General features: G+C 62.7%; 28 protein-coding genes. 15 read left to right on the forward strand and 13 right to left on the reverse strand.

What is annotated here, in order from left to right:
- Nucleotides 1-20 precede the first annotated feature (20 nt).
- Both NO360_RS16070 and NO360_RS16075 read left to right on the forward strand, forming a co-directional pair.
- On the forward strand, nt 21-650 hold the full coding sequence (locus tag NO360_RS16070; RefSeq protein ID WP_256308867.1) for a TetR/AcrR family transcriptional regulator: 630 nt from the start codon (nt 21-23) through the stop codon (nt 648-650).
- Entirely contained in the window at nt 647-2,113 is a 1,467-nt protein-coding gene (locus tag NO360_RS16075) for an MATE family efflux transporter (RefSeq protein WP_256308868.1), read from the forward strand. Before NO360_RS16070 ends, NO360_RS16075 begins: the two co-directional genes overlap by 4 nt.
- Nucleotides 2,114-2,221: 108 nt before the next feature.
- Here NO360_RS16075 and NO360_RS16080 read toward each other — a convergent pair whose 3' ends face one another.
- Nucleotides 2,222-2,461, reverse strand: a complete 240-nt coding sequence (locus tag NO360_RS16080; RefSeq protein WP_256308869.1) for a DUF7120 family protein — start codon at nt 2,459-2,461, stop codon at nt 2,222-2,224.
- Between the two features lie 227 nt (nt 2,462-2,688).
- Here NO360_RS16080 and NO360_RS16085 point away from each other — a divergent pair, with 227 nt between their 5' ends.
- The 6 genes from NO360_RS16085 (at nt 2,689) to NO360_RS16110 (ending at nt 8,481) form a co-directional block, all read left to right on the forward strand.
- Nucleotides 2,689-2,940, forward strand: coding sequence for a hypothetical protein (locus NO360_RS16085; protein WP_256308870.1), 252 nt, complete (start codon nt 2,689-2,691; stop codon nt 2,938-2,940).
- A gap of 461 nt (nt 2,941-3,401) precedes the next feature.
- Nucleotides 3,402-4,031, forward strand: coding sequence for a rod-determining factor RdfA (gene rdfA, locus NO360_RS16090; RefSeq protein ID WP_256308871.1), 630 nt, complete (start codon nt 3,402-3,404; stop codon nt 4,029-4,031).
- Nucleotides 4,032-4,631: 600 nt separating this feature from the next.
- Nucleotides 4,632-4,955 carry a Rieske (2Fe-2S) protein gene (locus NO360_RS16095; RefSeq protein WP_256308872.1) on the forward strand — a complete coding sequence of 108 codons (324 nt, stop codon included), beginning with the start codon at nt 4,632-4,634 and terminating at the stop codon, nt 4,953-4,955.
- A gap of 58 nt (nt 4,956-5,013) precedes the next feature.
- Entirely contained in the window at nt 5,014-6,078 is a 1,065-nt protein-coding gene (locus tag NO360_RS16100) for an amidohydrolase family protein (RefSeq protein ID WP_256308873.1), read from the forward strand.
- A gap of 104 nt (nt 6,079-6,182) precedes the next feature.
- Nucleotides 6,183-6,887 carry a triose-phosphate isomerase gene (locus NO360_RS16105; protein WP_256308874.1) on the forward strand — a complete coding sequence of 235 codons (705 nt, stop codon included), beginning with the start codon at nt 6,183-6,185 and terminating at the stop codon, nt 6,885-6,887.
- A 115-nt stretch (nt 6,888-7,002) separates the two neighbouring features.
- Nucleotides 7,003-8,481 carry an AMP phosphorylase gene (locus NO360_RS16110; RefSeq protein WP_256308875.1) on the forward strand — a complete coding sequence of 493 codons (1,479 nt, stop codon included), beginning with the start codon at nt 7,003-7,005 and terminating at the stop codon, nt 8,479-8,481.
- Between the two features lie 34 nt (nt 8,482-8,515).
- Here the strand turns inward: NO360_RS16110 and NO360_RS16115 are convergent, their stop codons facing one another.
- The gene (locus NO360_RS16115; protein WP_256308876.1) at nt 8,516-9,895 is read right to left on the reverse strand and encodes a nicotinate phosphoribosyltransferase; all 1,380 of its coding nucleotides are present in this window, start codon (nt 9,893-9,895) and stop codon (nt 8,516-8,518) included.
- 147 nt (nt 9,896-10,042) lie between these two features.
- Between NO360_RS16115 and NO360_RS16120 the strand changes: the two genes are divergently transcribed.
- The gene (locus tag NO360_RS16120) at nt 10,043-10,447 is read left to right on the forward strand and encodes a secondary thiamine-phosphate synthase enzyme YjbQ (protein WP_256308877.1); all 405 of its coding nucleotides are present in this window, start codon (nt 10,043-10,045) and stop codon (nt 10,445-10,447) included.
- Between the two features lie 47 nt (nt 10,448-10,494).
- On the opposite strand, the gene NO360_RS16125 is transcribed toward NO360_RS16120, so the two are convergent.
- Nucleotides 10,495-11,946: a DUF8147 domain-containing protein gene (locus NO360_RS16125; RefSeq protein ID WP_256308878.1), complete on the reverse strand. Its 1,452-nt coding sequence runs from the start codon at nt 11,944-11,946 to the stop codon at nt 10,495-10,497.
- A gap of 171 nt (nt 11,947-12,117) precedes the next feature.
- Between NO360_RS16125 and NO360_RS16130 the strand changes: the two genes are divergently transcribed.
- On the forward strand, nt 12,118-12,876 hold the full coding sequence (locus NO360_RS16130; protein ID WP_256308879.1) for a ZIP family metal transporter: 759 nt from the start codon (nt 12,118-12,120) through the stop codon (nt 12,874-12,876).
- A gap of 147 nt (nt 12,877-13,023) precedes the next feature.
- Here the strand turns inward: NO360_RS16130 and NO360_RS16135 are convergent, their stop codons facing one another.
- The 3 genes from NO360_RS16135 to NO360_RS16145 form a co-directional block, all read right to left on the reverse strand.
- Nucleotides 13,024-13,476: an Hsp20/alpha crystallin family protein gene (locus NO360_RS16135; protein ID WP_256308880.1), complete on the reverse strand. Its 453-nt coding sequence runs from the start codon at nt 13,474-13,476 to the stop codon at nt 13,024-13,026.
- 148 nt (nt 13,477-13,624) lie between these two features.
- Nucleotides 13,625-13,837, reverse strand: a complete 213-nt coding sequence (locus NO360_RS16140) for a hypothetical protein (RefSeq protein ID WP_256308881.1) — start codon at nt 13,835-13,837, stop codon at nt 13,625-13,627.
- Nucleotides 13,834-14,580 carry a SagB/ThcOx family dehydrogenase gene (locus tag NO360_RS16145; RefSeq protein ID WP_256308882.1) on the reverse strand — a complete coding sequence of 249 codons (747 nt, stop codon included), beginning with the start codon at nt 14,578-14,580 and terminating at the stop codon, nt 13,834-13,836. The genes NO360_RS16140 and NO360_RS16145 overlap by 4 nt, the downstream gene beginning before the upstream one ends.
- 125 nt (nt 14,581-14,705) lie before the next feature.
- Here NO360_RS16145 and NO360_RS16150 point away from each other — a divergent pair, with 125 nt between their 5' ends.
- Nucleotides 14,706-15,626, forward strand: a complete 921-nt coding sequence (locus tag NO360_RS16150; protein ID WP_256308883.1) for a sodium:calcium antiporter — start codon at nt 14,706-14,708, stop codon at nt 15,624-15,626.
- Between the two features lie 13 nt (nt 15,627-15,639).
- On the opposite strand, the gene NO360_RS16155 is transcribed toward NO360_RS16150, so the two are convergent.
- The gene (locus NO360_RS16155; RefSeq protein ID WP_256308884.1) at nt 15,640-16,614 is read right to left on the reverse strand and encodes an aldo/keto reductase; all 975 of its coding nucleotides are present in this window, start codon (nt 16,612-16,614) and stop codon (nt 15,640-15,642) included.
- 158 nt (nt 16,615-16,772) lie between these two features.
- Nucleotides 16,773-17,150: a VanZ family protein gene (locus tag NO360_RS16160; RefSeq protein WP_256308885.1), complete on the reverse strand. Its 378-nt coding sequence runs from the start codon at nt 17,148-17,150 to the stop codon at nt 16,773-16,775.
- A 499-nt stretch (nt 17,151-17,649) separates the two neighbouring features.
- Here NO360_RS16160 and NO360_RS16165 point away from each other — a divergent pair, with 499 nt between their 5' ends.
- Nucleotides 17,650-18,084 carry a universal stress protein gene (locus NO360_RS16165; RefSeq protein ID WP_256308886.1) on the forward strand — a complete coding sequence of 145 codons (435 nt, stop codon included), beginning with the start codon at nt 17,650-17,652 and terminating at the stop codon, nt 18,082-18,084.
- A gap of 176 nt (nt 18,085-18,260) precedes the next feature.
- Here NO360_RS16165 and NO360_RS16170 read toward each other — a convergent pair whose 3' ends face one another.
- Nucleotides 18,261-18,458 (reverse strand): hypothetical protein, encoded by a 198-nt coding sequence (locus NO360_RS16170; RefSeq protein ID WP_256308887.1) that lies wholly within the window; start codon nt 18,456-18,458, stop codon nt 18,261-18,263.
- Between the two features lie 138 nt (nt 18,459-18,596).
- Here NO360_RS16170 and NO360_RS16175 point away from each other — a divergent pair, with 138 nt between their 5' ends.
- Complete coding sequence (locus NO360_RS16175; RefSeq protein ID WP_256308888.1) at nt 18,597-19,049, forward strand: ester cyclase; 453 nt, start codon at nt 18,597-18,599, stop codon at nt 19,047-19,049.
- Nucleotides 19,050-19,123: 74 nt separating this feature from the next.
- On the opposite strand, the gene NO360_RS16180 is transcribed toward NO360_RS16175, so the two are convergent.
- The gene (locus NO360_RS16180) at nt 19,124-19,753 is read right to left on the reverse strand and encodes a phosphoribosyltransferase (protein WP_256308889.1); all 630 of its coding nucleotides are present in this window, start codon (nt 19,751-19,753) and stop codon (nt 19,124-19,126) included.
- A gap of 189 nt (nt 19,754-19,942) precedes the next feature.
- On the opposite strand from NO360_RS16180, the gene NO360_RS16185 reads away from it, so the two are divergent.
- Nucleotides 19,943-20,584, forward strand: coding sequence for a dienelactone hydrolase family protein (locus NO360_RS16185; protein ID WP_256308890.1), 642 nt, complete (start codon nt 19,943-19,945; stop codon nt 20,582-20,584).
- A gap of 129 nt (nt 20,585-20,713) precedes the next feature.
- On the opposite strand, the gene NO360_RS16190 is transcribed toward NO360_RS16185, so the two are convergent.
- The gene (locus NO360_RS16190; RefSeq protein ID WP_256308891.1) at nt 20,714-21,349 is read right to left on the reverse strand and encodes an IS6 family transposase; all 636 of its coding nucleotides are present in this window, start codon (nt 21,347-21,349) and stop codon (nt 20,714-20,716) included.
- A 100-nt stretch (nt 21,350-21,449) separates the two neighbouring features.
- Here NO360_RS16190 and NO360_RS16195 point away from each other — a divergent pair, with 100 nt between their 5' ends.
- The gene (locus NO360_RS16195; protein WP_256308892.1) at nt 21,450-21,842 is read left to right on the forward strand and encodes a CBS domain-containing protein; all 393 of its coding nucleotides are present in this window, start codon (nt 21,450-21,452) and stop codon (nt 21,840-21,842) included.
- Nucleotides 21,843-22,206: 364 nt separating this feature from the next.
- On the opposite strand, the gene NO360_RS16200 is transcribed toward NO360_RS16195, so the two are convergent.
- Both NO360_RS16200 and NO360_RS16205 read right to left on the reverse strand, forming a co-directional pair.
- A complete protein-coding gene (locus NO360_RS16200) occupies nt 22,207-24,258 on the reverse strand; it encodes a glycoside hydrolase family 15 protein (RefSeq protein WP_256308893.1) in 2,052 nt (683 codons plus the stop codon).
- 6 nt (nt 24,259-24,264) lie between these two features.
- On the reverse strand, nt 24,265-25,668 hold the full coding sequence (locus tag NO360_RS16205) for an ADP-dependent glucokinase/phosphofructokinase (protein ID WP_256308895.1): 1,404 nt from the start codon (nt 25,666-25,668) through the stop codon (nt 24,265-24,267).
- Nucleotides 25,669-25,710: the final 42 nt, after the last annotated feature.

The raw sequence follows: 25,710 nt of genomic DNA on the forward strand, positions 1-25,710 counted from the left end.
TAACAACGACAAGTAACCAAATGACCGACGCCCCAACCGACATCCTCCACGCGACGCATCGCGCGCTCTGCGAGCACGGGTATGCCGAGCTGACGATGCAGGACATCGCCGACGAGACGGACCTGAGCAAGGCCTCGATCCATTACCACTACGACTGCAAGCACGATCTCCTGGTGGCGTTCCTGGACCACCTCTACGAGCGGTTCGAAGAGCGAATCGACGACCCTGACGGCGAGACGCCGGCGGAGCGCCTCTGTACGCTCGTCGACTCGCTTATGGCGAGACAGTCGGACGCACCGGCGTTTCAGACGGCGCTGTTGGAGATCAAGGCCCAGTCCCCCTACGACGACGCGTTCCGCAAGCGACTGCAGCGATTCGACGACGCGTTCACCGACGCGGTTCGCGAGGTCGTCTCGGAGGGCGTCGCGGACGGGACCTTCAGGGAAGACGTCGATCCCGACGTCGTGGCGTCGTTCCTCACGACGTTCGTCAACGGAGCCCAGACGCGTCACGTCGGCGTCGGACACCCGCTCGACGAGTCAGCGGAGGCGGTTCACGGGTATATCGGCGATCGGCTTTTATCCGATTCGAGAGCGAACGTCGCCGTCGGTTCGAGCGAGGGCGTCGACGTCGGAGGCGCGTCCGAATGAGCCTCCTCGATCGGATCGATTCGTTGCTAAAGGGACCCGAGGAATTGAACCTGACGAGCGGGGGAATCGCCAAGCCGCTGTTTTATCTCTCGCTGCCGATCGTCATCACGAACCTGCTCCAGACGGCCTACAACCTCGCGGACACGTTCTGGCTGGGGCAGTTCAGCACGGAAGCACTGGCGGCGATCAGTTTCGCCTTCCCGATGGTGTTTCTCCTGATCTCCCTCGGGATGGGCCTCTCGGTCGCCGGAAGCGTGCTCGTCGCCCAGCACATCGGGGCGGACGAGGAGGATGAAGCCGAGTACGCCGCGTCCCAGACGGTCGCGTTCTCGATCATCGGTTCGATCATCCTCGGGTTCTTCGGCTACTTCGCCGTCGGCCCGTTCATCGGTTTCCTCGGTGCGTCGCCCGCGGTGCACCCGCTCGCGACGGGGTATATGCAGGTGATCTCGGCCGGGATGCCGTTTATGTTCGGCTTCTTCGTGTTCATCGCCCTGATGCGCGGGTACGGCGACACCGTCACGCCGATGTTGGTGATGTTCGGCTCCGTCGTCCTGAACATCGCGATCGATCCGATCCTCATCTTCGGATTCGACAGCAACCCGCTGTTCGGAATGCTCGGAATGCGCGGTCTCGAGGCGACGCTGCTCGCGGCGACGGGGTACACCGGTTCCGGGATCACCGGCGCGGCGATTGCGACGGTGTTCTCCCGGGCGCTGGCCTTCATCGTCGGCATCGCGGTGATGCTGCAGGGCGTTCGCGGGGTGATGATCCATCCGAGTCAGATGCGACCGAACTTCGCTTACCTCCGTCAACTGCTCGACATCGGCCTGCCGGCCTCCGTCGAGGTGACCGGCCGCTCGCTCTCGGTGAACCTGCTGCTCCTAGTGGTCGGGATGTTCCCGACGACCGTGGTGGCCTCGTTCGGGATCGGCGTCCGCGTCTTCTCGGTCATCTTCCTCCCCGCAATCGCAGTCGCTCGGGGTGTCGAAACGATGACCGGCCAGAACATCGGCGCGGAGAAGCCAGAGCGCGCCGGGGCGGCAGCGGACTTCGCTGCAAAGACGATGTTCGTCGTCCTCACGGCTATGGGCGCGATCGCGCTGTTCGCCGCCGAACCCATCGTGGCGGTCTTCACCAACGATCCGGCGGTAATCGAGGAAGGCGGCAACTTCCTGCGATACGTCGCGCCGAGTTTCGGATTCATCGGCGTGATGCGGGCTTACACGGGAAGCTTTCGGGGAGCAGGCAGGACACTCACCGCTGCCGCAATATCGGTCATAATGCTGGGACTCATTCGGATTCCCGTCGCCTACGGCGCCTCGCTCAGTTGGGGGGCAGAGGGAATCTGGCTGGCGTTCCCAATCTCCAACGTCGCGGGCGCGCTCATCGCCTTCGCGTGGTACCGTCGAGGCTCCTGGCAGACCGGATCCGTCCGTCGTCCGACCCCGGCCGACGACTGAGACCGGACGGGCCCCGAAGAGTCGAAACGGCGATTTTCGTCAGCAAGCGATAGCATCAACTCGGCGCGTAATCGGGTCGACCGAAGAACGGGTCGCCGCGAGAGAAAATTACAGTCGATCGTCGTCGAGACCGCCCGGGTCGGAAGCGGTGTCGAAGAGGTTGTTCTCCGCGCCGTCCATAAAGTCGTCACCGGGCTCGCTGTCGTCGACGACTTCGACGTTGTAGGCGTCGATACCCATACTCAGCAGCTCTTCGACGGCCTGTTCCTCGGTTACGAACTCCTCGTCGACTAACTGTTCGAACTCGCTCAGCAGTTCGTCCGGGAGCGTGACTTCGACGATTGGCATTGGGCACCTCTTCGTTCTCCTGGTACTTGAGTGGCAGGCTTCCGAGCACGGGAACTGGTCAGATACCCGATTGCTGACGGGGGCCGATCTCGGACTGGATGGGAAGGGGGCCGACTTCCTCCGAACGCCTGATTTCGAGCCTTCCATCGACCATCACTCACAAATTCCAGCAAGACCGAGAACACCAGCGAACATTCAAATGCTTTCGGAGCGTCACTTTCGTGACAATGGACCAAGACTCCCAGACAGTCACGGACAAGCAGAGGCAACTCTGGCCGCTCGGATTTCTCGGCTTTCTCTCGTTTATGGGATTTCAAGCCTTTGAGCGATCAGATCCGTTGTTTCTGTTCTGGTTCGCGTTCGCCGGGTTCTTTTCGTACTTCGGGTATCGCTGGAACCGGCTCAAATACCTCGGTCTGCTCGGGGTTCTCGGGTTCGTGATCGCCGTTCTTGGACTGCTGGGCGTTGTCCGGATCTGATCATCGACGCCCAACCGACGGGAAATTCAGAGAGTCAAGTTACACGGAAGGACACTATAGAGGGATCGGCGCACGCTGCAGAACAGTGAGGTACGCGCTCTCGTTCTTCGTTCTCGCCCGGTGACCAGCGACTTCTCACTGATCGAGTCGCCGGTGATGTCTTCTTCGAGATGAGTTCCGGAACTCTGGGGTGGCGGCTAAGAAGACCTCGGGTGGCGCGGAATATGTGCCAATACTATCCCTGTGGGACAATGTGCTCCTCGGATTTCTTCGACGGCGTCTCAGAACACCGTCGTTCCGAGCACAAGTGCGGATAGTAAACGCGAATATATCATATCTCTATTTATAGATGATATTTTATAATTATGCCTTTGGTGGCGGAGCCGTACAGACCTCCGTCAGCGGAATCGGGGTCGTGAATCCGGTACTATCTTTAACACGGAACACACCCAATTCGGCGTATGACCGAGAATTCCGATCCGACCCGTTCTAAGGTCGGACGACTCCTCAAGTCCCACGAGATGACCGCGGTGGGTCAGGAACTCGAAGATCGGTGGCTCGGTGACGGCTACGAAAGCCAGAGCCTCCGCTCGCTCGCGGACTGGTTCAACAAGCGGTTGCTCGCCGCGAAACTGGAGGATGCGGGTCAGAATCCGATCGACGGTGAGGTCGAAAACCTCTATCGGTTGCTCACGGCCGACGACGTCACCGCGGGAATGCGCGTGGACGCCGAGGCGGCACTCGAGCAGCAGGGCATCGACCCGGAGGACCTCCGATCGGAGTTCGTCTCTCACCAGGCGGTGTACACGTATCTCACCGAGTTCAGAGGCGCCTCGAAGGGGCGATCGTCGGAAAACCGAGTCGGGAGCGTCCGCACCACGATTCAGCGCCTCCAGAGCCGTCTCGTGGCCGTCGTGGAGAACAACCTCGCTCAGTTGCGAGACAGCGGGAAACTCGTACTCGGGGAGTTCAACGTGCTGTTAGACGTGCAGGTGCTCTGTGAGGATTGTGGAGCCAGTTACCCCGTCACGGACCTCCTCGAACGCGGCGGTTGTGACTGCGAGTCGACGACGACCGAGGCCGAAGAGTGAATCAGAGGCGTTCCCGTGGCCGGAAACTAAATCCACACAGATAGATCCGAGAGTTTCGAGTGAGTAGGGGATCAGATGGCTAATGCGAATACCAGGAACACCCCTCCTCGAACCATCAGCGACGCACGTGCTATCGTCGAGCCCCGGCGCGAGAGAACCGAGGACAGCGAAGAGCGGTCGAATAGTGAAATTCTATCCCCGGAAAACGAATCCGCGGCTTACCGGGAGATGCCAGAAGTTCTATTACAGTGTTACCTGCGTCATACCTGCGTCGACATAGGTGGTTGTGTCGATTGCAATGGTTCCGAGATTATCGAATCCGTTGGCAAATATATTCGGGGTGGGCCGAACGCAGCCGGTAGATCAAAATCAGCAATAGAGGCAGTGAAGCGCCGTATTTCGGATAGAAAACCGAGGTTCGTGACTGGTTTCAGGAATCGGCTCGATTTTCGGTCGGTGAGAGCCGAGTAAACGAGTGGGTAGCTGGTGTGATACGTCCGACCAATTCGGAAAATCTGGTAGTTCGATCTGTGGATTGGGCCATCCGTGAAGTATCTCACAAAAGAAAACGTAATATACGTGCATTCCTTCGCACCGGGTATGCCAGACTCCAGCGCGGACGACCCGTCGCTCCACAGAGTGGCGTCAGTCGGTGAACTCGAAGCCGGGGACTCGTCCGTCGTCGACGTCGACGGCGAACAGGTCGCACTGTTCCATTTGAACGACGAGTACTTCGCGCTCAGTAACGTCTGCCCGCATCAGGGCGGGCCGCTGGGACAGGGCCGCGTCGAGGACGAGTGCGTGTACTGCCCCTGGCACGGGTGGCAGTTCGACGTCGAATCCGGCGAACACGTCCAAGGCGACGACGTGGTTCCGACGTACGAGGTAGTGGTGGAAGACGGCGACATCCACGTTCGCGTGTGAGGGGTTTCTGACACGATAAATCGGGAATATTAAGTTCAGATCCTGCTATGAGGTAGCTATGGATCACGCGGTAATTGATGGCGAGTGGCACAGTGCGGAGTCCGGAGCCGACATCCGGGAGTACATCTCGGACGACGAGATGCGGGAAAACGAGAAGCAGGGCTATCTCGCGGGCCCCGAGGAGTGGGGGCCGATCCAGTGGGACGGCTGGGATCGGAGCGCGGGCGGTCGGACTGAGATCAACATCCACTCGCCGGATATCACGGACGCGGAGGACGTCGATCCCGTCCGGAAACAGCTCGGAATCGACACGGTCGTCTTCTCTCCCGGGCAGTTCCGGATGACCACGATTCCCGCACAGGACAAGCAGGTGATGTACATGCGGGCGTTCAACGATCTCACCGTCGATCGGTTCGCCCGCGGCGACGGGACGTATTACGCGAAACTCTACATCTTCGGCGATCACCCCGAGGAGAGCGCCGAAGAGATCGAACGCCACGGCGACAAGGACGGCGTCGTGGGCGCGATGATCACGGACGTCGGCCCCACGTTCCCGATGGGGCACAAGAGCTACGAGCCGATCTACGAGGCCGCTGAGAAGCACGACCTCCCGATCATCCTCCACTCGACCACGGGAATCGTTCCGGGGTTCCCCATCGCCGGAATGCAGCCGAAGAACTTCGCGGAGTTCCACACGCTCGGACACACGATCCCGAAGATGTGGCACGCGAACAGTCTGATTCTCCGCGGTATCGTCGAGAAGTACGACGTCGACTTCGGCTTCTGGGAAGGCGGCCTCTCGTGGATCCCGGCGCTGGGAGAGCGCCTCGACCGCGAGTATCTCGAACGATCCAGCGAGTTCGCCGACCTGTCACAACTCCCGAGCGAGTACCTCTCGGAGTTCTACTACGGCACGCAACCCCTACCAGAGGAGGCGACGAAGATGGTCGACGTCGTCGACCTCATCGAACGGGCGGACCTCGAAGATCAGGTGCTGTACTGCTCGGACCGTCCGCACCAAGACTTCGACGCGCCCGCGGCGGTCGATAATGTCGAAGGGCTGACTGACGAACAGAAGCATAAGATATTCGAACATAACGCTCGCGAGCTGTTCGGTATCTGATCGTCGCGGTCGCGACTGACGCCACGGGAAGCGCTTCCGAGGCAGTCACCCGCACGCGACCGAGACAACGCTAAAACCGGTGGGTCACCACCGTCCGAACGACGATGACACTGGACTACCCCACCTTCCTCGTCAATTTCAAACTCTACGCGGGAACGGCCGGCGAGGAAGGCCTCGACCTCGCTGAGACGATCGCGTCGGTGACGGAGCGGACGGGCGCGTCTCTGGCCGTCGCTCCGCAGACGCCGGACCTCTACCGAATCGCCTCGGAAACCGACCTCCCGGTCGTCGCCCAGTCCGTCGATGCGGTGAACGCGGGGCGAGGGACCGGCAAGGTCGCCCTCCCGACCGTCGCGGCAGCCGGGGCGGACGGGGTCCTCGTCAACCACCCGGAGTCCCCACAGACGCTCTCTGAAATCGAATCGATCGTCGAGAGCGGTAAAGATCAGGGCGTCGAATCGATCGTCTGCGTCGACAGCGTCGAGACCGGTCGCGCGGTGCTCGCGTTCGACCCCGACTGCCTCCTGTTCGAGAAGCCCGCAGACATCGGAACGGGGCGCTCGCTCCCGAGGACTGCCCCCGAGCGCGTGGAGGCGTTCGTCTCGATGGTGGAGGAAACGAATCCCAGGACCCGTGTCCTTCTCGGTGGGGGGATCAGCTCGTCGGCCGACGTGGAGGCGGCCCTGAAACTCGGTGCCGACGCGGCCGGCGCTGCGTCAGCGTTCGTCGACGCGACCGATCGGGAGGCCTGGCTTTCCGAGGTCGCTGAGACGCTGGTCTCGGAGGCTTCCGCGGACAGTCGGCGATAGGCGTTGGAGGACCGATCAGGTTCGACGAACCGCCCCGGGATCGAACGACGCTGCACGCGCCGAGTGTGTGAGACAACACCCACTCTTATGCGAAGAGTGCGCCAACCGATTCGGTATGAAACTCACGGCAGAGGAGATCGACATCGGCACTCGGACGCCGACGGTGTTGCTCAACTCGACCGACGCGAGCGAACTGGGCGCACATCCGCTCGATCGCGTTCGGATCCGCCACGGTCCCGACGTGGCGACCGGGATCGTCGAGATCACCGACGAACTCGTCGCACCCGGACTGCTCGGCGTCACGCGCCAAATAAGCCACATTACGGGTGACGTCGAGATAACGCTCGCCTCGAAACCGGATTCGGCGGCCTACATCACGAAAAAGCTCGACGACGTCGAACTCGAACACGACGAGATTGCGGCCGTCGTCCGCGACATCAACCACGACCTGTTGAGCGACGTCGAACTCGGGGCGTTCGTCTCCGGTCTGTACGCCCACGGCCTCTCGCGGGCGGAAATTATGAACCTCACCGACAGTATGGTCGACATCGGTGAGACGATCGAGTGGGACCGGAAGCCGATCGTCGACAAACACTCGATCGGCGGCGTCGCCGGCAACCGCGTCACGCCGATCGTCGTCCCGATCGTCGCCGCGGCGGGCGTGCCGATTCCGAAGTCCTCCTCGCGTGCGGTGACGTCGGCGGCCGGAACAGCGGACACGATGGAGGTGTTCTGCGACGTTTCGTTCTCCGTCAGCGAGGTACGGGAACTCGTCTCGAAGACTAACGGGTGTATGGTCTGGGGCGGTGCGGTCAACCTCTCCCCGGTCGACGACAAGATCATCCGCGCGGAGACTCCCCTCTCGCTGGATCCCCCTGGGCAGGTCATCGCATCGGTGCTCTCGAAGAAGAAGAGCGCGGGCGCGACCCACGTCGTCATCGACCTGCCGTACGGGGAGGGTGCCAAGGTCGAAAGCCTCCACGAGGCCCGCGAGATGGCCGAGGACTTCACGCGCGTCGGAGCGAACCTGGGAATGGAGATCGACTGTGCGATCACGCGGGGCGAACAGCCCATCGGACGGGGGATCGGACCGGTGCTGGAGGCACGAGACGTTCTCGACGTCCTCTCGGGGGATGGGCCGGCAGATCTCAGATCCAAGAGCGTTCGACTCGCGCAGATCCTGCTCGACGCTGCCGGGGTCGACGAGACAGCGTCGGGCCTCGTCGAACGCGGCGCGGCGGAATCGAAGTTCCGCGAGATCATCGACGCGCAGAACGGAGACCCGGACGTGTCGCGGGAGGACCTCTCGCCCGGGAGACACCAAGAGACTGTATATGCCGACCGCGACGGCGTCGTCACCCACGTCGACAACAAGCTCGTAAACGAACTGGCCCGCCGCGCTGGCGCCCCGAAAGATCACGGTGCGGGCGTCTATCTCCACTGTCGAGCGCGCGACGAACTGACCCAGGGGGACCCGCTTCTCACGCTGTACGCCGAAAAGCGCGAGAAACTAGACCAGGCACAATCGTTCTGGGCGGAGAAGGCACCGGTCAGGGTTCACGAATCCGGGGAAGTGGTGATCGAACAGTGGTGAGGACCGCCGCGAAGTAATCGCCCAGTCACCGGCGCTACAGACCCATCTCCGCTCGAAGCTCCGACCGAACCCGCTCGGCGGTCGATTCGAGGCCCTCGCTGACTTCCACGGGGTACGCCGCGGGATCCTCGATGGCTCGAACGTCACGAGGCAGTCGTTCGAGGGTCGCTAACGTCCGCTCGCGGCTCTCGTCGAGCGTCGGGAACTCGTAGACGACATCGCCGTTCGTGACGACGTCAACGAGCAGCCCCCGCCCCCCGATCGCCTCGTCGGCCCCCGCGAGGACGTCGCGCTGGAACGTCTCCTCGCCGAAGCGGTGGACGCGTTTCGCCCCGGGATAGGTCACTTTTCCCTCCGAGAGCTTCATACTGGGTTGCATTTCGCCGTTCTCTTCGGCGGCGACCAGTTTGTACACGGGATTCAGGGTCGGTGCGTCGTCGCTCGTCGTCAGCGACGTCCCGGGACCGAACCCGTCGGCGACGCCGTCGTCCTCGAAGAAGGAACGGAGGAAGAACTCGTCGACTCCCGAGGAGACGAAGACGTCCATACGCTCCGGGAGGACGTTCCTCACCTCCTGGGAGAGGGCCGCCAGATCGCCGGAGTCGAGACGAACTCCCCGGACGTCGACGCCTCGCTCGTCTGCGACCGCCACGGCGGTTTCCGCACCGGCGACGGTGTCGTACGTGTCGATCAGGAGGACCGCCTCCTCGCCGTACACGTCGACGAACGTCTCGAAGGCGGCCCGTTCGCTCGGGAAGCTCTGGACCCAGGAGTGGGCCATCGTGCCGTACACCGGAACCTCGAAAATCGAACCGGCGGCCTCGTTGGCGGTCCCGTCGACGCCGCCGACGTACGCCGCGCGGGCGGCTTTGAGGCCGGCGTCGGTGCCGTGCGCTCGCCGCCCACCGAAATCGACGAGTTGCTGGTCGTCGCCCCGCCGGCGAACCACGTCTCGCATACGAGCGGCCTTCGTCGCGATCAGGCTCTGAAACCCGATCTGATTCAGCAATAGCGTCTCGAACAGCTGCGCCTGATCGATCGGGGCGGTTACTTCCAACAGTGGCTCGTTCGGGAAGACTGCGGTCCCCTCCGGAACGGCGCGGATGTCGCCGGTGAACTCGAAGGCTGCCAGGTATTCCAGGAACGCCTCCGGAAACCCCTCGTCGCGGAGGTGAGCGAGCTGGTCGGCGCCGAACGTGAGGTCCTGCACGTACGCGATGGCCTGCTCCAATCCCGCGGCGATCACGTACCCGCGGTTGGTAGGCAAGGACCGAAAGAACAGCGAGAACGTCGATTTCGGCGTGTGCTCGGCCTCTCGGTACCCGCGCATCATCGTCAGTTCGTACTGGTCCGTGAACAGACTGAGATCCGCGGGCGAGAGGTGGCCGAACCGAGGAGCGGAATGAGTTCTCATACTAATGTATACGGATCGGTCGACAAGTTTCTGTCGGGGGCGGAACGTGATACCGGACCAAACCCTCCGCGGAGACCGACGCCTGGCATCGCGACGGCCGCGCCCGCGAGGGCCAGACTGATCACGTCCGATGCCGTACCCGGACGTATGTCCATCCGGGTCGAAACCGACGAACGCGTGGAGATACGCGACGTGACCGCTGACGTCTCGCGGGCGATTTCGGACGGCGTCTCGGAAGGAGTGTGCACCGTGTTCGTTCCACACACCACCGCTGGCGTCGTCGTCAACGAATCGGAAGGCCGACTCATAGCGGACGTCGAGCGAGTGCTCGAGGGCCTCGTGCCGCGCGGAGACGGGTACGAGCACGACTCGATCGACGACAACGGCGACGCCCACCTGCGGGCGATGCTTCTCGGAACCAGCGTTTCGATACCGATCGAGAACGGCAGTCCGGCCCTTGGAACGTGGCAGTCGATCCTGTTCGTGGAGTGCGACGGGCCGCGATCACGCTCGCTGGAAGTGGTCACCGTCTCCGCCGAAGGGATCGACTGACGTCGCGTGCACCCCGGGAGTTGCCGCCGCGGGTTTTTCCGGCAGATTCACGCGCGGTAGTTGCCGCTGCCGGTTTCGAGGTCGCCGACCGCGACCTGCCACCCCGACTGCGGGCCGCGCAACTCCACGAACGTCCGGTCTCGGTATTCGTTGCCGTTCCAGCCGCCCGAGAACCACTCGTTGCGACCGTAGAGTGTCGCGGCGACGGATACGCTGGTCCCCTCGGCAGCGCCATAGTCTGCGTACACTCGGCTTTGGTAGCTGTAACACCGCTGGGTGTCGAAGTACTGCGACGGGCACTCGATCCGGGTTCGGTCGTACCGGGGAGCGAGCACCGGTTCCGTGCCGAACGGATCGGCGGTGTCGATGGACTCCTCGGCGGTCATCGTCACCGTGAAACTGAAGCTTCCGTCGTGGGAGACCCCCATCGATGGATCGTCGGAGTCGTACTCGGCAGCGTCGATCGGCTCCCGCCAGCCCATCGTCTCGTTTTCGACCTCGCGGTAGTAGTACTGCGAAACCTCGATTCGGTCGGCGGAGATCTCGATCATCCGCCCGTGTTCGGTCTCGACGAGTGCATACGAGAAGTTCACCGGCGACGGTCCCTCGCCAGGAGCGACGCCCGGGGTGTCGCGATCGTATCGAACGTCTTCGACGAACACGTCAGAGAGGTGGACGTCGTCGGTGTCAGTCGGAGCGGGGACGTAGAACGTCGGTTCCCGAAGCGTTCCGTCGGCCTCGACGGTCACTTCGTACTCGTAGGTGCTCTCGTAGCTCGCGTCGGCGCGGTCCTGGCCGACAACCCACAGTCCTCCCAGGAGGAGCCCGAAGACCACGACGACGGCGAGTACTCCGAGACCGACTGCTCGCCAGTGTCGGTCCGTCCCCGGTTTCCGTCTGAAAAACGCGTAGCTTCCGACCGCGACGGCGGCGCCGGCGACGACGCCGACCGGCAGTCCGACGAGCGCCGACGGCCAGATCAGCGGATCGAGGACGGCGGTGACTGCGACGGCGACGACCGCGAACGTCGCCACACCGGCGATCACGCTCCCGGTGATGGAGAGAATAGTAGAACCACGCCCGCCGCTCTTCATCGCGCCGGTGTCTGCCTGACCGCGTCGTCGGTGTGTCGCCTCGAGTATGCCGCCGAGGGCTCCGCCGACAGCCGCCACCAGAATCTGCCCGACGACCGCCCCGAGCGAAAGTGCGGTCGCGATGGCGAGTCCGGCGAGCGGCGCATCCGCCACCGACGGGAGCAGCGTACCCAGCCGGACCGCCAGTACGATTCCCGAGAGCACGGCTCCGAGAAGCGCCATCAACACGCCCGCGATCGCGCCTGCGACCGCGCCGCCCCGGGCGTCCCTCCGTTCGAGATACCCCGCGACGCCACCCCCAATGAGCGGCGCAACGAGCAGTACCAGCGGGACGACTCCGAGGACGACGCCCGCGATCCCCCCGATGATCCCGTTTCGGACGGTTCCGCGAGCGATCGAATCCATACCACTAAATTGTCTCTCAGTTATCTTAATCACCCCCGTTCAGTACTTCGAGGATCAGTCGGTCGCGTGGTGACGGTCGTCCCCGACCCGCCACAGTGCCGATCCCCCCGGCTCTCGATCAGCCTGTGCGATAGAAGACTTTTGATACCTGCCCACACGCTGTGACGTAAGATGAACGCGTTCGGTTCGATAGTCCTCGCCACCTTCGGCATCAGTCTGACAGCGTGGATCGGACTCCTGGCCCTGTACTTTCGCGAGGAGTTACTGGAGCGGATACTCCTGGGATTGGTCGCCTTGGCTGCGGGGAGTCTCCTGGGTGGCGCGTTCTTGCATCTGCTCCCCAGCGCGATCGCGGAAACGGGACCGGACGAGACGGTCCCCCTGTTCCTGTATCTCCTCGGCGGGTTCTGTTCGTTCTACGTCCTCGAACAGTTCCTCCACTGGCACCACCAACACACTGCGACCCACGAGCGTCAGCCCATCTCGTATCTCGTGCTGGTCTCGGACACGATCCACAACTTCATCGACGGCCTCGTCATCGCCGGGTCGTTTCTGGTGGGAGCGCAGATCGGAATCGTCACCACGCTCGCGATCGCGCTTCACGAGGTTCCGCAGGAGATCGGCGATTTCGGCGTCCTGGTCTACGGCGGATTCGAGCGCCGTCGGGCGCTGGTACTCAATTATCTCACGCAATCGACCGTCGTCCTCGGCGGCGTTACCGGCTTCTTCCTCGGCGACCTGATCACCGGGGTACCAGCGGTTCTGTTACCGTTTGCGGCGGGAAATTTTATTTACATCGCGAGCTCCGATCTGATTCCGGAGATCAAGCAGGAGGAGGATCTGCTCCGGTCCAGCCTTCACTTCTTGGTGTTCCTCACCGGAATCGCGCTGATGTTCGGGATCAGAGTCCTCCGGGGAGTCCTGGGTTGATCCACCCGACGCCGACAGTGCGACTGGTCTAGCAGAGGTTCGTCCGTCGACTACGCGTCACATAATCGTTGACCTCATCGATTCCAGTGGGTGGTCGAGAGCAGAGCAAGTGCCGCTGACGATCGCAAAAAATAACCGACGCGGGGACTACTCGCTTTCGATCTCGATCTTACGAGCCTCTTTGACTTCGAGTTTCGGAACCGTGATCGTCAGCACGCCGTTCTTCATTCGAGCGGACACGGCCTCCTTGTCGACTTCGTCAGGGAGTCGGATCGACCGCTCCGTAGACTTGTGACGCCGTTCTTGCCGGAGGTACTCCGCCTCTTCTTCCTCGATTTCTTCCTCGTGTTCTGCCTGGATTCGAAGCGTGTGATCCGTGACCTCGATCTCGACGTCGTCGCGTTCGAAGCCGGGCAGATCGACCGTCACGACGAACTCGTCGTCGTGGTCGACGAGGTCCACCGCCATCGATTCGGCTTGCGAAGACCACTGTCCGAAGGGTCTATCGGACTCCCACATCCGAGATGCTTCGTCGAACTGACGGCTCATCCGTTCGAACAGGCGTTCCATCTCCTCGAAGGGGTTTCTTCGTGTGCTCATACTTGCCTCCGATTGGAAATACGGTGAACGAAATGAAATATCATCGGGTCGATTCCCGCGGCGTCGGATCACCTGCGCCCTCTCGACTACGTCCCGCAGTGACTTCCGGGGGGCGCGTTGGCGTAGCGCCCCCGCCTCGCGCGAGCGGTCAGATCGGGACGACGAGGTACGTCGCGATCAGATACGCGACTAAGAGCACGCCAAACGCCGTATGCGCGACTCGGATGACGCCGCGCCACCGACCTCGCGGCGGGTAACCGTATCGTTCGGCGAGCAACACGACTCCGGTGACGAGTGTCAACACGGCGTGGGCGACGGTGGTCGTTGCGAGTCCCCGGTGGCTGAAGACGACTTCGGTCATTGTGCTCGCCCTCCGATCGGAAAGATGTACAGCGGTCGCTGGGTCGCCGGAGCCTCCAAAATGTCTCGGACGCGGTCGTCGCGAAAGGCGCCGATCGAGACGGTCGCCAAGCCGAGCGACTCCGCCTGCAAATAGAGATGCTCACCGGCGTGACCGGCCTCCATCGGGACGTACCGCCGTCTCCCGCGCTCCCCGTACTTTCCGGTCGTTCGCTCGTCGACAGCGCACAGGACGATGTCGACCGCTGCCTCCTCGACGGCTTCCTGGTCGATCGCGGCTGCTCGCAGCTCGGGCTGCACGTCACCGGTCCTCCCGCGGCCGAGTTCGTGTCGTCCCGGTCGGTAACGATAGACGCCACTCTGGAGTCCCTCGACACCCTGAGACCCGACCACGACGTACACCTCGAGGGGATACAGCGCGCCTGCGCTCGGCGCGGCCCTGAATCCCCGTGCCCGGTCGGTCACGCCCTGGGTCGCCCAGAGCAACTGCCCGAGTTCACGGCGTTCGAGCGCGCGGTCGCTGTACGTCCGCCGGGAGCGCCGATCCGCAATGGCTTCCTCGACCGAGACGGCGCTCTGCTCTCGCGGCGTCGGAAGCGAAATTGACCCATCGGCTTGCCAACCGTTTCCCCCGTCGGGTCGCACGATTTTGAACGCGCCGAACACGAGGTTTACCACCAGCGACAGACCGGCAACGGCGAGTAATGTGAGTGCTGTTCGACGTGAGGGACGTTCGAGCGTCATATGCTAACAGTGTTCGTTGAATACGAAAAATCCAGGCCCGGTTCCGGATGGGCGAGATCGGTTCGGTGAAAGAAGACGCGAGGGAGACACTTTTTACTCGGTCCCAGGCGACTATCGGGTATCAGATGCTCCTCGAAGGCGGCGGGTTCCTGCTGGGTCTGACGCTACTCCTCGTGGGAGCCGACCGAACCGTCGACGCGGCCGCCGAACTGGCTCTGTACTACGGCCTTTCGACGTTCTTCATCGGAGTCACGATCGTCTCCATCGGCACCTCGATCCCGGAGATGACCACCTCGATCTACGCCGCACTCTACAGTGCAGGTGATCTTCTGGTCGGCAACATCGTGGGCTCGGAGACGGCGCAGATCACGCTCGCGATCGGGGTCGTCGCTCTCATTGCACGCATCGAGGCCGAGCGGAAGAACGTCCTCGTATACGGCGGGGCGATGGTCCTCGCGATGATCATTATGATACTCGTTCTCGAAGACGGCGAAATCATTCGCTCGGAGGGCTTTCTGATGATGATCGCCTACGTCGCGTTCATCCACGATCTGTACTCGCACGAGGGGGGAGAAGAGGTGACCACGGAAGTGGTCGAAGAGCGCGCACCACCCAGGAAAGCGGTACCGTGGATCGTCGCGGGGATCGCACTCGTGGTCGTCGGCGGTCACCTGATGGTGACCAACGGCGTCGCGATCGCTCGCCTCATCGGCATTCCCGAGTTTCTCGTCGGACTGCTGACCGGGCTCGGAACCACGACGCCCGAGATCGCCGTCGCGGGCCTCGCGGCGAAGCGAGGTGACGCCGGCATCTCGGTCGGATCGCTACTCGGGAGCAACATCACCGATCCCGTGTTCTCACTGGGCATCGGCGCGCTCGTCGCCGACGTGGCCGTCACCAGCCCCCAGGCCGTCTTCGTCTCGACCGGGTACATGCTCTTCGTCTCGCTCGTCGTCCTGGGAGTGATGTACTGGCGACGAGGAATCGGCCGACGGGGAGCGGTGGTCTGTGTGCTCCTCTATCTCCCCTCCTTCGTTCTCTTTTAACCGTCGTCTCGGATCATTGGCCGGCTTCGGCAAGTCGGACGAACTGCTCGTCGCTGAGGGAGATCTCGCCGGCAGCGAGATCCGCCTCCAACTGATCGACGGTTCGCGCTCCGACGATGGGAGCCGTGACGGCCTCGTGCTCCAGTAACCACGCGAGCGCGACCTGCGTGGGAGTCGCGTCGACCGCGTCGGCCACGGACCTCACTTCGTCGAGGACCGCGAAGTTCGAGTCGATAAGGTATCGCTCCCCGAACTCGGGTTCCCGCGCCGCCCGGGAGCCGGCCGGCGGTTCGACGTCTCGCTGATATTTTCCCGTGAGGAAGCCGCCGGCGAGGGGACTCCAAGGAACCACAGCGAGACCGTACTCGCGGCACATCTCGAGATAGTTCCCCTCGATTTCCCTGTCGACGAGGTTGTACCGGGGTTGCGCGACCGTGAACGGTTCGTATCCCTCTCGACGGGCGATTTCGTTGGCCTTCGCGACTTTCCACGCGTTGGGACGCTGCGTCGACGTACCGAGGTAATCCACGCGCTCGTCTGCGACGAAGCGATCGAGCGTGCGCATAAACTCCTCTGCGGGCGTATCGTCGTCCCAGCGATGGATGTACAGCAGATCGAGGTAGTCCGTTCGCAAGCGATCGAGAATGGCGTCGAGTTGCCGGCGAAGATGTCGCCGGTTCAGCCCCCGCGCGTTCGGATTGTCTTCGTTGGTCGGCCAGTAGATCTTGCTGGCGATCACGTAGTCCTCGCGCTCGCGGTTCTGGAGCCAATCACCGATCAGTTCTTCGGCGAAGCCATCGCCGTACGAATCGGCAGTATCGATGAAGGTGCCGCCGTACTGCTCGTAGGTATCGAGCAAATTGTACGCTCGCTCCCGTTTGATTTCGACCTCGCCCTCGTGCGTCTCCCGCCCGAACCGCCACGTACCGATCGCGAGTTCGCTCACTTTCAGGCCCGTTCGTCCGAGTGGAACGGTGTCGAGTACCATACGCTGATCTACCCGGAGCGCGAGTATAAAGCGTCTGTCCGAGCGGCCGCCGCGGCGACGGATCAGACAGGTCTCAGACAGGCGGGCGTGCGAGGTGCAAATGTTGGGTGGTCTCAGATCGAACATCTCAAGAGGCGAACGCGGTCTGACGAGAGAGGTCAGGTTCGCGAACCGGCGAGCGCGTACCACCCCAACGCGGCGAGGACCGAGCCGATCAGGCCGGCGACGACGTCTGCGGGTTCGAACGACCGTCCGGGGACCAATTTCTGGAGCCCTCCGGTCACGAGACTGAGCAGTGTCGAGATGCCGACCGCGAGAAGAGCCGCTTCCCGGTCCGGACATCGGTTAGCCCCGAAAGCCTCGGCGAGTGCAACCGCGTAGCCCGCGTGTCCAACGAGATGCAGGAACTTGTCCGGACCCACGTATTTCCATTCTGCGTGCCGTCGAAGCGGTGAAGGCACGATCGACGCGAGGAGGAGGATGCCAGTCGAATAGGCAACAGACCTCCACGGAGAGTCGGGGAATCGGTTTCGCATATGCACGCATAGGTCTCGTCACATTTGGATCTCGGGGATCCTCACCGATCGAACTCGAACGCTGAACCCCTCCGCACGGCCCCAATTTCCGAGCGCGCTACGGGTGCCACTCAACGGTCCCGTCGGTCGCCTCGTCGTCAGTCGCTCATCCGGGAAGCCCTATCGCTCGAACTTGAGATCTCGTTCGGGGGCTTCGGCGACGACCCACCAATGCAGGTCTTCTTTGGGATGGCGGCGCTCAACGTGATCTTTGAATTGGTCCCCTGTTTCGAAATCCTTGCCACAGAGATTACACCGGTGATGGCGTTTCGACACCATAGCTCGACGTTCGGCGTCGGTAGTACTGGATTCTTGGGCGACACCCGCTGCGTCCGACCCTCGATAGCGAGCGGCTGTGGAATACTGTGCGGCCTCGTCCGCAGGAACGCTCGACATCCGCGTTGTCTCACCCGCCTCCGACACACCTTCTTTACGCCGCAGCCTGTACGTACGAACCGTCGTGTACGAGAACATTCTCCTCCCCACCGACGGCAGCGACGGAACGGCAGGGGTCGCCGAGCACGCGGTCCACGTCGCTCGGCTGGCTGGCGCAACGTTGCATATCCTCCACGTTGTCGACACGTCAGTAGTCCCGCTCGATGCACACAGTCGGGGAATCTACGACGAGATGGAAGCGACAGGTCGCGAATCGGTCGAGAAGATTCGCGACCGGGCACTGGACGTCGGAATCGATTCCGTCACCACCATTCGCCAGGGGACACCGTTCCGAGAAATCCTCGACTACGCCGAGGAAAACGAAGTCGACCTCGTCGTCATTGGAACACACGGCCGGACCGGCCTGCAACGAACGGTTCTCGGCAGCGTCGCCGAACGGGTGGTACGGCTCTCGGACGTCCCGGTGCTCACGGTGCGGACCGCGCCCCATGAAAGATGAACCGATCGTTCTGCTCCCTGACCGGGTTACATCTTCGTACGACTCTCCCGAGTCCCGCCCTGCGGGAGTCAGTGTCGGACCCGCAGTGGATTCGCCGTCTCGGTTCCCGGGCTCAGTCGGAACCCGATTCCGCGGACACGGTGCTCATAAAACAGCTGTTCGCTAAAGAGGGCGTTTCACGCGGAGGAGTCGGGTTCGGTGGTCTGATCCGCAACGTTCAGCGACGAAACGAAACTCCCAATCAGTCCGAACAGCCCGATCCCGAGTGAAGTGAGAACGATACTGTTCGAGGTGCCGTACCCGCTGGCTTCGATTTGAACGGCCCACAGCATCAACACGATACTGAACAGGAGGACGTCTCTTGACAAAGACATACATCACCTGCTACCAGCGAACGGTTTAGCTTTCCCGGTCGCCTCCCTCACGGCGAGACCACTCCCGAGCGTCGTTGCTGGCAGAATCGGAAGTGAGACTTATTGCGTTCGTGATCGAAGCGTTCGAATCGAGTCCAGATGGCAACAACGGCCGAGGAGAACAAGCGTATCGTCCGTCGTATCCGCGAAGAGATCGAGGAACAGGGGAATCTCGACGCAATCGACGAGATATTCGCCGAGGACGTGGTGGTGCATACGCCGATGGGGGAGTTCAGTGGCCGGGAGGCGATCAAAGAGATGTACGAAAGTGACCGCGAGGGGTTTGCAGACTCAACGGAGACGATTCACGACATCGTCGCGGAGGGCGATACCGTCGCGATCCGACTGACTGAGCGCGGCACCCACGAAGGTGAGTTTATGGGAATCGAGCCGACTGGCAAGGAGTTCGAGATACAGACGACGGCGTTCTTCCGGCTGGAGGATGGGAAGATCGCCGAGTGGTGGATGCAACCGGACACCCTCGGGCTCGTCCAACAGCTCGGCTTAGACCCCGAGGATCTCAGTGCGGCTGTGCAGGCCGACGGCGACTGAACCCGGGTCCCCGCCGCTTTACAGGTCGAAACTCGAGAAGTTCGTCCATCGTGGCAAGCAGAACTGGGATCTTCTCAGTCGTCGGACGTCAAGTAGGCCTTGGCCTCGCTGTCCGAGACCTGTCCGAAGGAGTCGTAGAACTGCCCCACTGCTCTGAAGTGCGGCGGCGTCTCGACGCAAATCACTTCGTCGGCCTCGCCGGTGAGCCGGTCGACCGTATCCGGCGGGGCCACCGGCACGGCCAGAACGACCCGTTCGGCGCCCTGGTTTTTGACCTGTCTGAGACATACTATCGTCGTCGCCCCCGTTGCGATCCCGTCGTCGACGATGAGCACCGTCTTCCCGCGTAATTCCAGCGGAGGCCGACCGGCTCGGTACCGTTCCACCTTCTCCAGAGCAGCCGCCCGTTCGCTTTCGATTCCTTCGTCGATGTAGGTCTCTCCGACGCCCAGGTCGCGGATCGTCGATTCGTTCAGCCAGACGGTTCCGTCACTCGCGACGGCGCCGATTGCGAGCTCCGGGTTACCCGGTGCGCCGAGCTTCCGTGCCGCAACGATATCCAGTGGCACGTCTTGAGCGTCCGCGACCGCGCGGCCCACGGGGAGTCCACCACGCGGAATCGCCAGGACGATGTCCGCTTCGACGTCGTGGTCGTCGAGCACGTCGGCTAACTTCTGACCGGCGTCGGTCCGATTTTTGAACATAACAATCTCATCCTCCGGTTCGCGCTCGTATTCGTTCGGGGACCAGCCAATTGAACCATTCGGCGAGGCGGCTGTCGAAGTGGTATTTTTTAGGATGGCGGAGAGCGCGATTTCGGCGCAGTGTGACCCCCGCCGGATCCTCGTCTTCCGGGAGGAACGTTAACAGTCACCGACGTCGTTGAGTCGACTATGGTCGACCAGAGAGACGACCTCCTCGACATACCGATCGACGAGGTCGAACTCGAAGGCGAACTCGTCCTGCCGGATGGCGCGACCGGGCTGGTAGTGTTCGCGCACGGGAGCGGGAGCAGCAGGAACAGTCCGCGCAACAAGTTCGTCGCCGAGGTGCTTCAGTCACACGGTCTGGGGACGTTACTCTTCGATCTGCTCACCGAGGCGGAGGATCAAGAGTACGAGACTCGGTTCGACATCGATCTCTTGACCGAACGGCTGCTCGCGGCCACCGAGTGGCTTCGCCGACGTGAGGAGACACGTGAACTGAATCTGGGCTATTTCGGATCGAGCACCGGCGCGGCGGCCGCCCTACGCGCTGCGGCCCACCGCGGTGACGATGTCGGAGCCGTGGTGTCGCGTGGGGGACGCGTCGATCTCGCGTCGGAACAGTTGCCGGAGGTGGCAGCCGCAACGCTGTTCATCGTCGGTGGCGCCGATACGCAGGTGCTCGAACGCAATCGCGAGGGACTCGATGAACTCACGTGCACGAAAGAACTGGAGGTGGTCGAGGGGGCGGGTCACCTCTTCGAGGGCCCGGGCGAACTCGAAACGGTCGCCGAACTCGCTGCCCAGTGGTTCGGGAGTCACCTCTCGTGAGAACGGCCGTAAAGTCCACCACGGAAGTCTCGCATCCCGATTCCAGTCAGGGTCGCTCCCGACCGAAATCGGCATGTCTCACCGTTCCCGGAGATTGCACACTGGGTGCGACCCTGAAACGGGTAGTGTTTAGTTTGGAGCATTGAGCCAGGTAGCAAATGCTTGGAGCCAATTTTCAGCAGTTTCAGGCTGTACGTGGCTGAAACAGTTGGAAAACGACGAAGTCCGACGCTTAAATTCTCGAAAAATTCGCTCGATGGCGTTCCGATTTCCATTTCGTTCAGTTTGAAATCGGAGCCCAGCTCTGGCCAGCGCAGTTTGGAGGTGTTGAGCACCATCGACCAGAAACACAGCAGATTCGACGTTGTGTTTCTGGCGAAGTTCTCGGAGAAAGATCTCGGTTAATGCGGTCGTTGTCGTCGCAAACAGCCGCAGATGCAGCAACTCGTTTGTGTCGGGATCGGCCGCGGCGTACAGCCAGAATTGCTGATCGTTGATCCGAATCACAGTTTCGTCTACGGCAACGTGATTCGGGCTTCGACCCTCTGCAGGCTGTAAATCGGCCTTTTGGACCCAATCGTGGATGGCTTTGCGAGATCGTTCGACACCCAGTTCTTCGAGGACAGAGACGGTATTCGACAGCGACAACCCTGCTAACTGCAGTTGAATACCAAGCTTCATCGCACGCTCGGGTGTCCGCTGTCGTTCCACAAAATCCAAATCAATCCAGTCTGTACATCCACTGAGGCGGTTGATTTTTGGCATAGAGCACCACAAAATCACACCGCCTCACTCTTCATCCTTAACTAAACACGACCCTGAAACGCGAGCAAACCTCTTTGTGCCAATAGAACCGATGCGTCGTATGGTGGAGCTTTACGTCGACCAGATTATGTCACGACCCGTCGAGACGGTCAGCCCGACGACAACGCTCGGCGATGCGGCAGAGACGATGATCAGACACGACGTCGGCGCCGTCGTCGCCGTCGACGATTCCAACGGATTCGAGGGGATTCTCACGGCGACAGATTTCGTGCTGCTCGCTATGGAGGGGAGCACAGCGTCGGACGTGACGGTGGCTGAATCGATGCGAACCGACGTGGTCACGACCCAGCGTACCGCACCCGCGACCGACGTCGTCGACGCGATGCTCGAAGAACTGATTCATCACGTCCCGGTCGTCGACGGAAACGAGGTCGTCGGGATGGTCACGACGTTCGACCTTGCGGCGTATCTGGGACGGTCACTCGAACCCTGAGTGCGTCGGGGCGCTTCCACCGGCGGGCGCAGAAAGGGGTAGCTTCACATCGCGCGGAGCGGCGGTGAGTCCGCGGGAGCGCACCGCTCGCCTCGAGGCGGTCGCTCCTCCGCGAGACCGGCGAGGTTTGACCCGCTGGAGGGACAGCGTGAATCGGCTGGAGATCTGAGCCACATACATTGACCGACGGCCCGAAACGAGAGTTAGAAACCTGTTACCGTGGAGAAAAACGAACGTTCCGAATTAAGCGGTTCCTATAAAATAACAATAGTACAGCTGTTACACGCGATCAAGTGAATGTCGCATCGAGTGGTAAAAACTACCTAACCCGTGTACGTTTCTGATTCGAGGCTGGAGAGGAATCTCAGGGTCCGGGAGCGAGACCGACCGGCGTCCCGCGGACGAAACTCTCCACGAGTAGGACGTACATCGCCTGACTCCACTGGAGATTCGAGTTCCACCTGACGCCGCCGTCGCCGTCGACACGCTCCGGGAGCAATCCCGCGTCGGTGCGCCAAGTCCGACTGTCTTCGTGAATGAATTTCTCGACGGCGTCGGGGTCTACGCCGCACTGCCACCGCACCATATCGGCGTAGGCTTCACAGATTGGCCATCCTCCGTCCTCGGCGGTTTCCGTGGGCGTGTAATCGTCTCCGGGATACCGGCCCACGCACGGTGTTCCGTCGGCCCGCCAATACGGATTCTCGGCGTGCATCACCGTTTTCTGCATTTCCTCGCTGTCGGCGTCGACGACGTTCCACGGCCAGGAGGCAGTGAACGCCGCGGCGTCGGGGCGTCTGTCGGGGCGCGGATTGTCCACTCCCTCCGGTCGATCAGCCGTGACGTAGTGGCCGCCGAGGAGTCCGTCGCGCTTGAAACAGTACGCGTCGAAGTTCCCGGCCCACCGCGACGCGAGATCCCGACATCGCGACGCGTACTCCGTATCGCCGGCCCCGTCCGCGAGTTCTGCCATCGACCGGAGGCCGGCGATCGCGGCGGCGCTCCCGCCGGTCGTGTGCCCCCAGACTTCTTCCCACGGGTCCTGGTGCTTCGCGGGGAACCCGTCCCCGTTGTCCCACCCAAGGAGGAAATCCGCCGCCAGTTTGCTCATATCGTAGTACGCCTCCAGCAGCGAATCGTCGTCCGTGAAACGCCAGAGCAGCCAGTGTGCGTAGATCGGTCCCCCGACCTGATCCAACTGGAGCTCCCGCCAGTGTGCCATCCCGTTGGAGTAGTAGTTCTGCCACCACGTGCCCCGTCGGTCGATCCCTCGGTGATCGTACCGCTCTTCGGCGATCTGAGCGCGGTCGAGCCAGTCGACGGCGTTGATCGCTTCGGTGACGGCTCCGGCGGCGAGCAGGGCCTGCACCATCGCGACCAGATCCCGCGGCCACACGTACCGATACCCGAAGGACTGCGGCTGGAACGCGCCGGCGACGATCGCCCCGTTTCGGTCCTGTGCGCACTTCATACTCGTGAGCGAGAGGTCGTACATCTCGCTGACGTAGGCGTCCTCGACGGGGCTACCGGCGTGGGTCCGGTGCCAACTCTCCCACGCCGCCTCGAACATCGACCGCTCGGCGTCGTAGCCGTTGTGTTGGACGGTCAGGGCGTTCTCGATCGCCTCTCGCTCGCTCTCCCCGAACCCGACAGCAGTCGTCCACGTCACTTCCGGAGCGTCGCCGACTTCCAGTCCGACGCCGACGTCGACCTTCCCGCTCAAGTAGTCGTTCCCGTCGATGTGGCCGTCGTTCTCGACGTAGATATCGTGCCACGCGCTCTTCGCCGCGCCCGACGTGTACCCCTGTGCCCCCACGCGCAATCCGTCGAACGTCGTCTGTCCCGTCGGCGGTCGATGGTGGCAGATAGCGAGGTACCGGGCCCCGTCCTGCGCGACGACGAAGTCGTACCCGCGGCTGTGGGACCCGTACGCTTCGTCCACGTCGTCACCGGTGACGAGGTCCCGAATGCCGAGGCCGACCACGGTGAAGACGGTTCGTCGGTGGGACGTCGAAAACGACGCCCGGTTCCTCACTACCAGCGCCGCCGCGTTGACGCTCACGAGAACGTCCTGTTCGAGCGCCGCGGTGACATCGGCGGCGAACTCGAAGTCGTTCGTGACGTGAATCTCGGGGACGCGACCCGATTCGTACTCCACCTCACTCGCGACCGCGTCGTTGCGGACGTCCAGGGTCTGACCGAGGTCGGCGTCCCAGAGAAGCGTGTGGATGTCGTAGAACTGGTCCACGTCGAGTCTGAAGGCGGACGTGTCCTCGATGAGCGCCCCGCGCCAGTCGGGATGGCCCGCTCCGGGGTACTTGTTGACCGTCGAGAGGACCGCCTGTCCGTCGCCGACCGGCGCGCTCACGATGGCGTCCTTGTCGCTCGGGCGGAGGGTCGGCGGGTCTTCCGTCACGGGTGCTCACCCGTTCCCCGCTCCGCGACGGTCCCGCGTGACCGCGACTTCGAGTGCGAAACTGGCCGAGGAGACGATGTCACCGATGCCGACCGTCCCCACCGGGTCCTCGACCACGCGATTGGGGACGGCGACGACCGTCGGAGTGCAGAGCGCGCCGTCTCGGGTCGACGCGTCGACGTTGTCCGCGAGCGACTCGATGGCGCTTTCACCGGCGTCCGACGGTTCGTATGCCAGCCCCCGTTCCAAGTCCTCAGGGGCTGTAATGTGACCCCTCGATGCCTTCGCCGCAGCGTTGATCGCGGCGAACTCGAGTCCGCGGCGGACGGCTTCGGGGGGGAGGTACTCGTCCGTGACCGCGAGGTGGTATTCCATCGCGTGCATCCGGACGCAGGGGACGCCGAGAGCGTCTTTGACGGCGGTTAGCGCGCGGTAGTGTTCGAGTATCGGGGGTGCTCCGTCGACGGTTTCTCGACGCGCCGCACCGTCGCCCGCTGACAGGGATCCGACGCCGAGGTCTCGTCCCAGCAGTTGCAGTTCGTGCGTATCGAGGCCGATCACGTCGGCTTCAGGGAGGACGTGGTCGGTGAGACTCCGTCGAAGGGCGTGGTCGTGCGTCACCGCGTATTCGATATGAACGGGCAGGTCGCCACCGGAGCGCAGGCGGCGGACGACGTCTCTGGCGTGTCGATGCACCTGCTCGTAATCCGTCTGGACGTTCTCGCGAGTCAGGTTGTGATAGCCGGCGAGGAGTGCGCCATCGACCGCGGCACCGACCTGGTCGACGACCGGGTCGAGGTCGTCGACAGTCAAATCGAACTCGGGCGGCCGCGACGCGGCGATGAACCGCGTGTCGGCCGCGGCGCGGACGCCGAACAGCTCCGTCCCGTCCTCGAACTCGAAGATCCAGTTGGTTTTCGTGCGATCCGCCTCGATCGCGTCGCCGAGCGGGACGAATCGGACGCGACCGTCTTCGACGCGTGGGAAGCGCACGGCGTCAGGGTGGTCGAACATCGAGAACTGCGTCTCCGAGAGGAGATACGTGTAAACGATCGGCGCCGCTCCCAGCGTCGAGAGGAGGTTGGTCATTATTCCGGCCTGCCCGCCCATCTGCCTGGTGTCCGGGACGAGTTCGGACGCCAGTTCGGTGGTGAGTTCGGCGCTCATCGCTATTTCGTCGCCCTGCCCCGCGGCCATCGAGCGGGTGATCGCCGTCGCGAGGTCCCGTTTCGAGCTCAGGCGGTCGGGCGGTGCCGCCTCGCCGGGCGGGTCCTCGGGACGGTCGAGGAACGCTTCCAGTTCTTCGTCGACTCGGACGAGCGCGTCCACGTTCGCGTTGTACGCGACGAACAGCGGACAGTCACGGAGCAGCGTCAGATCCGTTTCGATTCGGCTGTCGATGTCGCCCATCTCTTCCGTATTCACGCAGAAGACATTTAATCGTGTCCGTGT

Origin of the sequence: Halobellus litoreus (genome assembly GCF_024464595.1) — an archaeon.
GTDB classification, from domain to species: Archaea; Halobacteriota; Halobacteria; order Halobacteriales; family Haloferacaceae; genus Haloquadratum; species Haloquadratum litoreum.

What these genes read in the sequence shown, in the direction of transcription:
- NO360_RS16125 (WP_256308878.1), bottom strand. Translation starts at nt 11,946, where the DNA reads ATGGATTCGATCGCTCGCGGAACCGTCCGAAACGGGATCATCGGGGGG.
- NO360_RS16185 (WP_256308890.1), top strand. Translation starts at nt 19,943, where the DNA reads ATGGTCGACCAGAGAGACGACCTCCTCGACATACCGATCGACGAGGTC.
- NO360_RS16155 (WP_256308884.1), bottom strand. Translation starts at nt 16,614, where the DNA reads ATGGTACTCGACACCGTTCCACTCGGACGAACGGGCCTGAAAGTGAGC.
- NO360_RS16160 (WP_256308885.1), bottom strand. Translation starts at nt 17,150, where the DNA reads ATGCGAAACCGATTCCCCGACTCTCCGTGGAGGTCTGTTGCCTATTCG.
- NO360_RS16110 (WP_256308875.1), top strand. Translation starts at nt 7,003, where the DNA reads ATGAAACTCACGGCAGAGGAGATCGACATCGGCACTCGGACGCCGACG.
- NO360_RS16080 (WP_256308869.1), bottom strand. Translation starts at nt 2,461, where the DNA reads ATGCCAATCGTCGAAGTCACGCTCCCGGACGAACTGCTGAGCGAGTTC.
- NO360_RS16145 (WP_256308882.1), bottom strand. Translation starts at nt 14,580, where the DNA reads ATGACGCTCGAACGTCCCTCACGTCGAACAGCACTCACATTACTCGCC.
- NO360_RS16180 (WP_256308889.1), bottom strand. Translation starts at nt 19,753, where the DNA reads ATGTTCAAAAATCGGACCGACGCCGGTCAGAAGTTAGCCGACGTGCTC.
- NO360_RS16100 (WP_256308873.1), top strand. Translation starts at nt 5,014, where the DNA reads ATGGATCACGCGGTAATTGATGGCGAGTGGCACAGTGCGGAGTCCGGA.
- NO360_RS16130 (WP_256308879.1), top strand. Translation starts at nt 12,118, where the DNA reads ATGAACGCGTTCGGTTCGATAGTCCTCGCCACCTTCGGCATCAGTCTG.
- NO360_RS16135 (WP_256308880.1), bottom strand. Translation starts at nt 13,476, where the DNA reads ATGAGCACACGAAGAAACCCCTTCGAGGAGATGGAACGCCTGTTCGAA.
- NO360_RS16075 (WP_256308868.1), top strand. Translation starts at nt 647, where the DNA reads ATGAGCCTCCTCGATCGGATCGATTCGTTGCTAAAGGGACCCGAGGAA.
- NO360_RS16170 (WP_256308887.1), bottom strand. Translation starts at nt 18,458, where the DNA reads ATGTCTTTGTCAAGAGACGTCCTCCTGTTCAGTATCGTGTTGATGCTG.
- NO360_RS16175 (WP_256308888.1), top strand. Translation starts at nt 18,597, where the DNA reads ATGGCAACAACGGCCGAGGAGAACAAGCGTATCGTCCGTCGTATCCGC.
- NO360_RS16115 (WP_256308876.1), bottom strand. Translation starts at nt 9,895, where the DNA reads ATGAGAACTCATTCCGCTCCTCGGTTCGGCCACCTCTCGCCCGCGGAT.
- NO360_RS16085 (WP_256308870.1), top strand. Translation starts at nt 2,689, where the DNA reads ATGGACCAAGACTCCCAGACAGTCACGGACAAGCAGAGGCAACTCTGG.
- NO360_RS16120 (WP_256308877.1), top strand. Translation starts at nt 10,043, where the DNA reads ATGTCCATCCGGGTCGAAACCGACGAACGCGTGGAGATACGCGACGTG.
- NO360_RS16105 (WP_256308874.1), top strand. Translation starts at nt 6,183, where the DNA reads ATGACACTGGACTACCCCACCTTCCTCGTCAATTTCAAACTCTACGCG.
- NO360_RS16095 (WP_256308872.1), top strand. Translation starts at nt 4,632, where the DNA reads ATGCCAGACTCCAGCGCGGACGACCCGTCGCTCCACAGAGTGGCGTCA.
- NO360_RS16070 (WP_256308867.1), top strand. Translation starts at nt 21, where the DNA reads ATGACCGACGCCCCAACCGACATCCTCCACGCGACGCATCGCGCGCTC.
- NO360_RS16195 (WP_256308892.1), top strand. Translation starts at nt 21,450, where the DNA reads ATGGTGGAGCTTTACGTCGACCAGATTATGTCACGACCCGTCGAGACG.
- rdfA (WP_256308871.1), top strand. Translation starts at nt 3,402, where the DNA reads ATGACCGAGAATTCCGATCCGACCCGTTCTAAGGTCGGACGACTCCTC.
- NO360_RS16190 (WP_256308891.1), bottom strand. Translation starts at nt 21,349, where the DNA reads ATGCCAAAAATCAACCGCCTCAGTGGATGTACAGACTGGATTGATTTG.
- NO360_RS16205 (WP_256308895.1), bottom strand. Translation starts at nt 25,668, where the DNA reads ATGGGCGACATCGACAGCCGAATCGAAACGGATCTGACGCTGCTCCGT.
- NO360_RS16150 (WP_256308883.1), top strand. Translation starts at nt 14,706, where the DNA reads ATGCTCCTCGAAGGCGGCGGGTTCCTGCTGGGTCTGACGCTACTCCTC.
- NO360_RS16140 (WP_256308881.1), bottom strand. Translation starts at nt 13,837, where the DNA reads ATGACCGAAGTCGTCTTCAGCCACCGGGGACTCGCAACGACCACCGTC.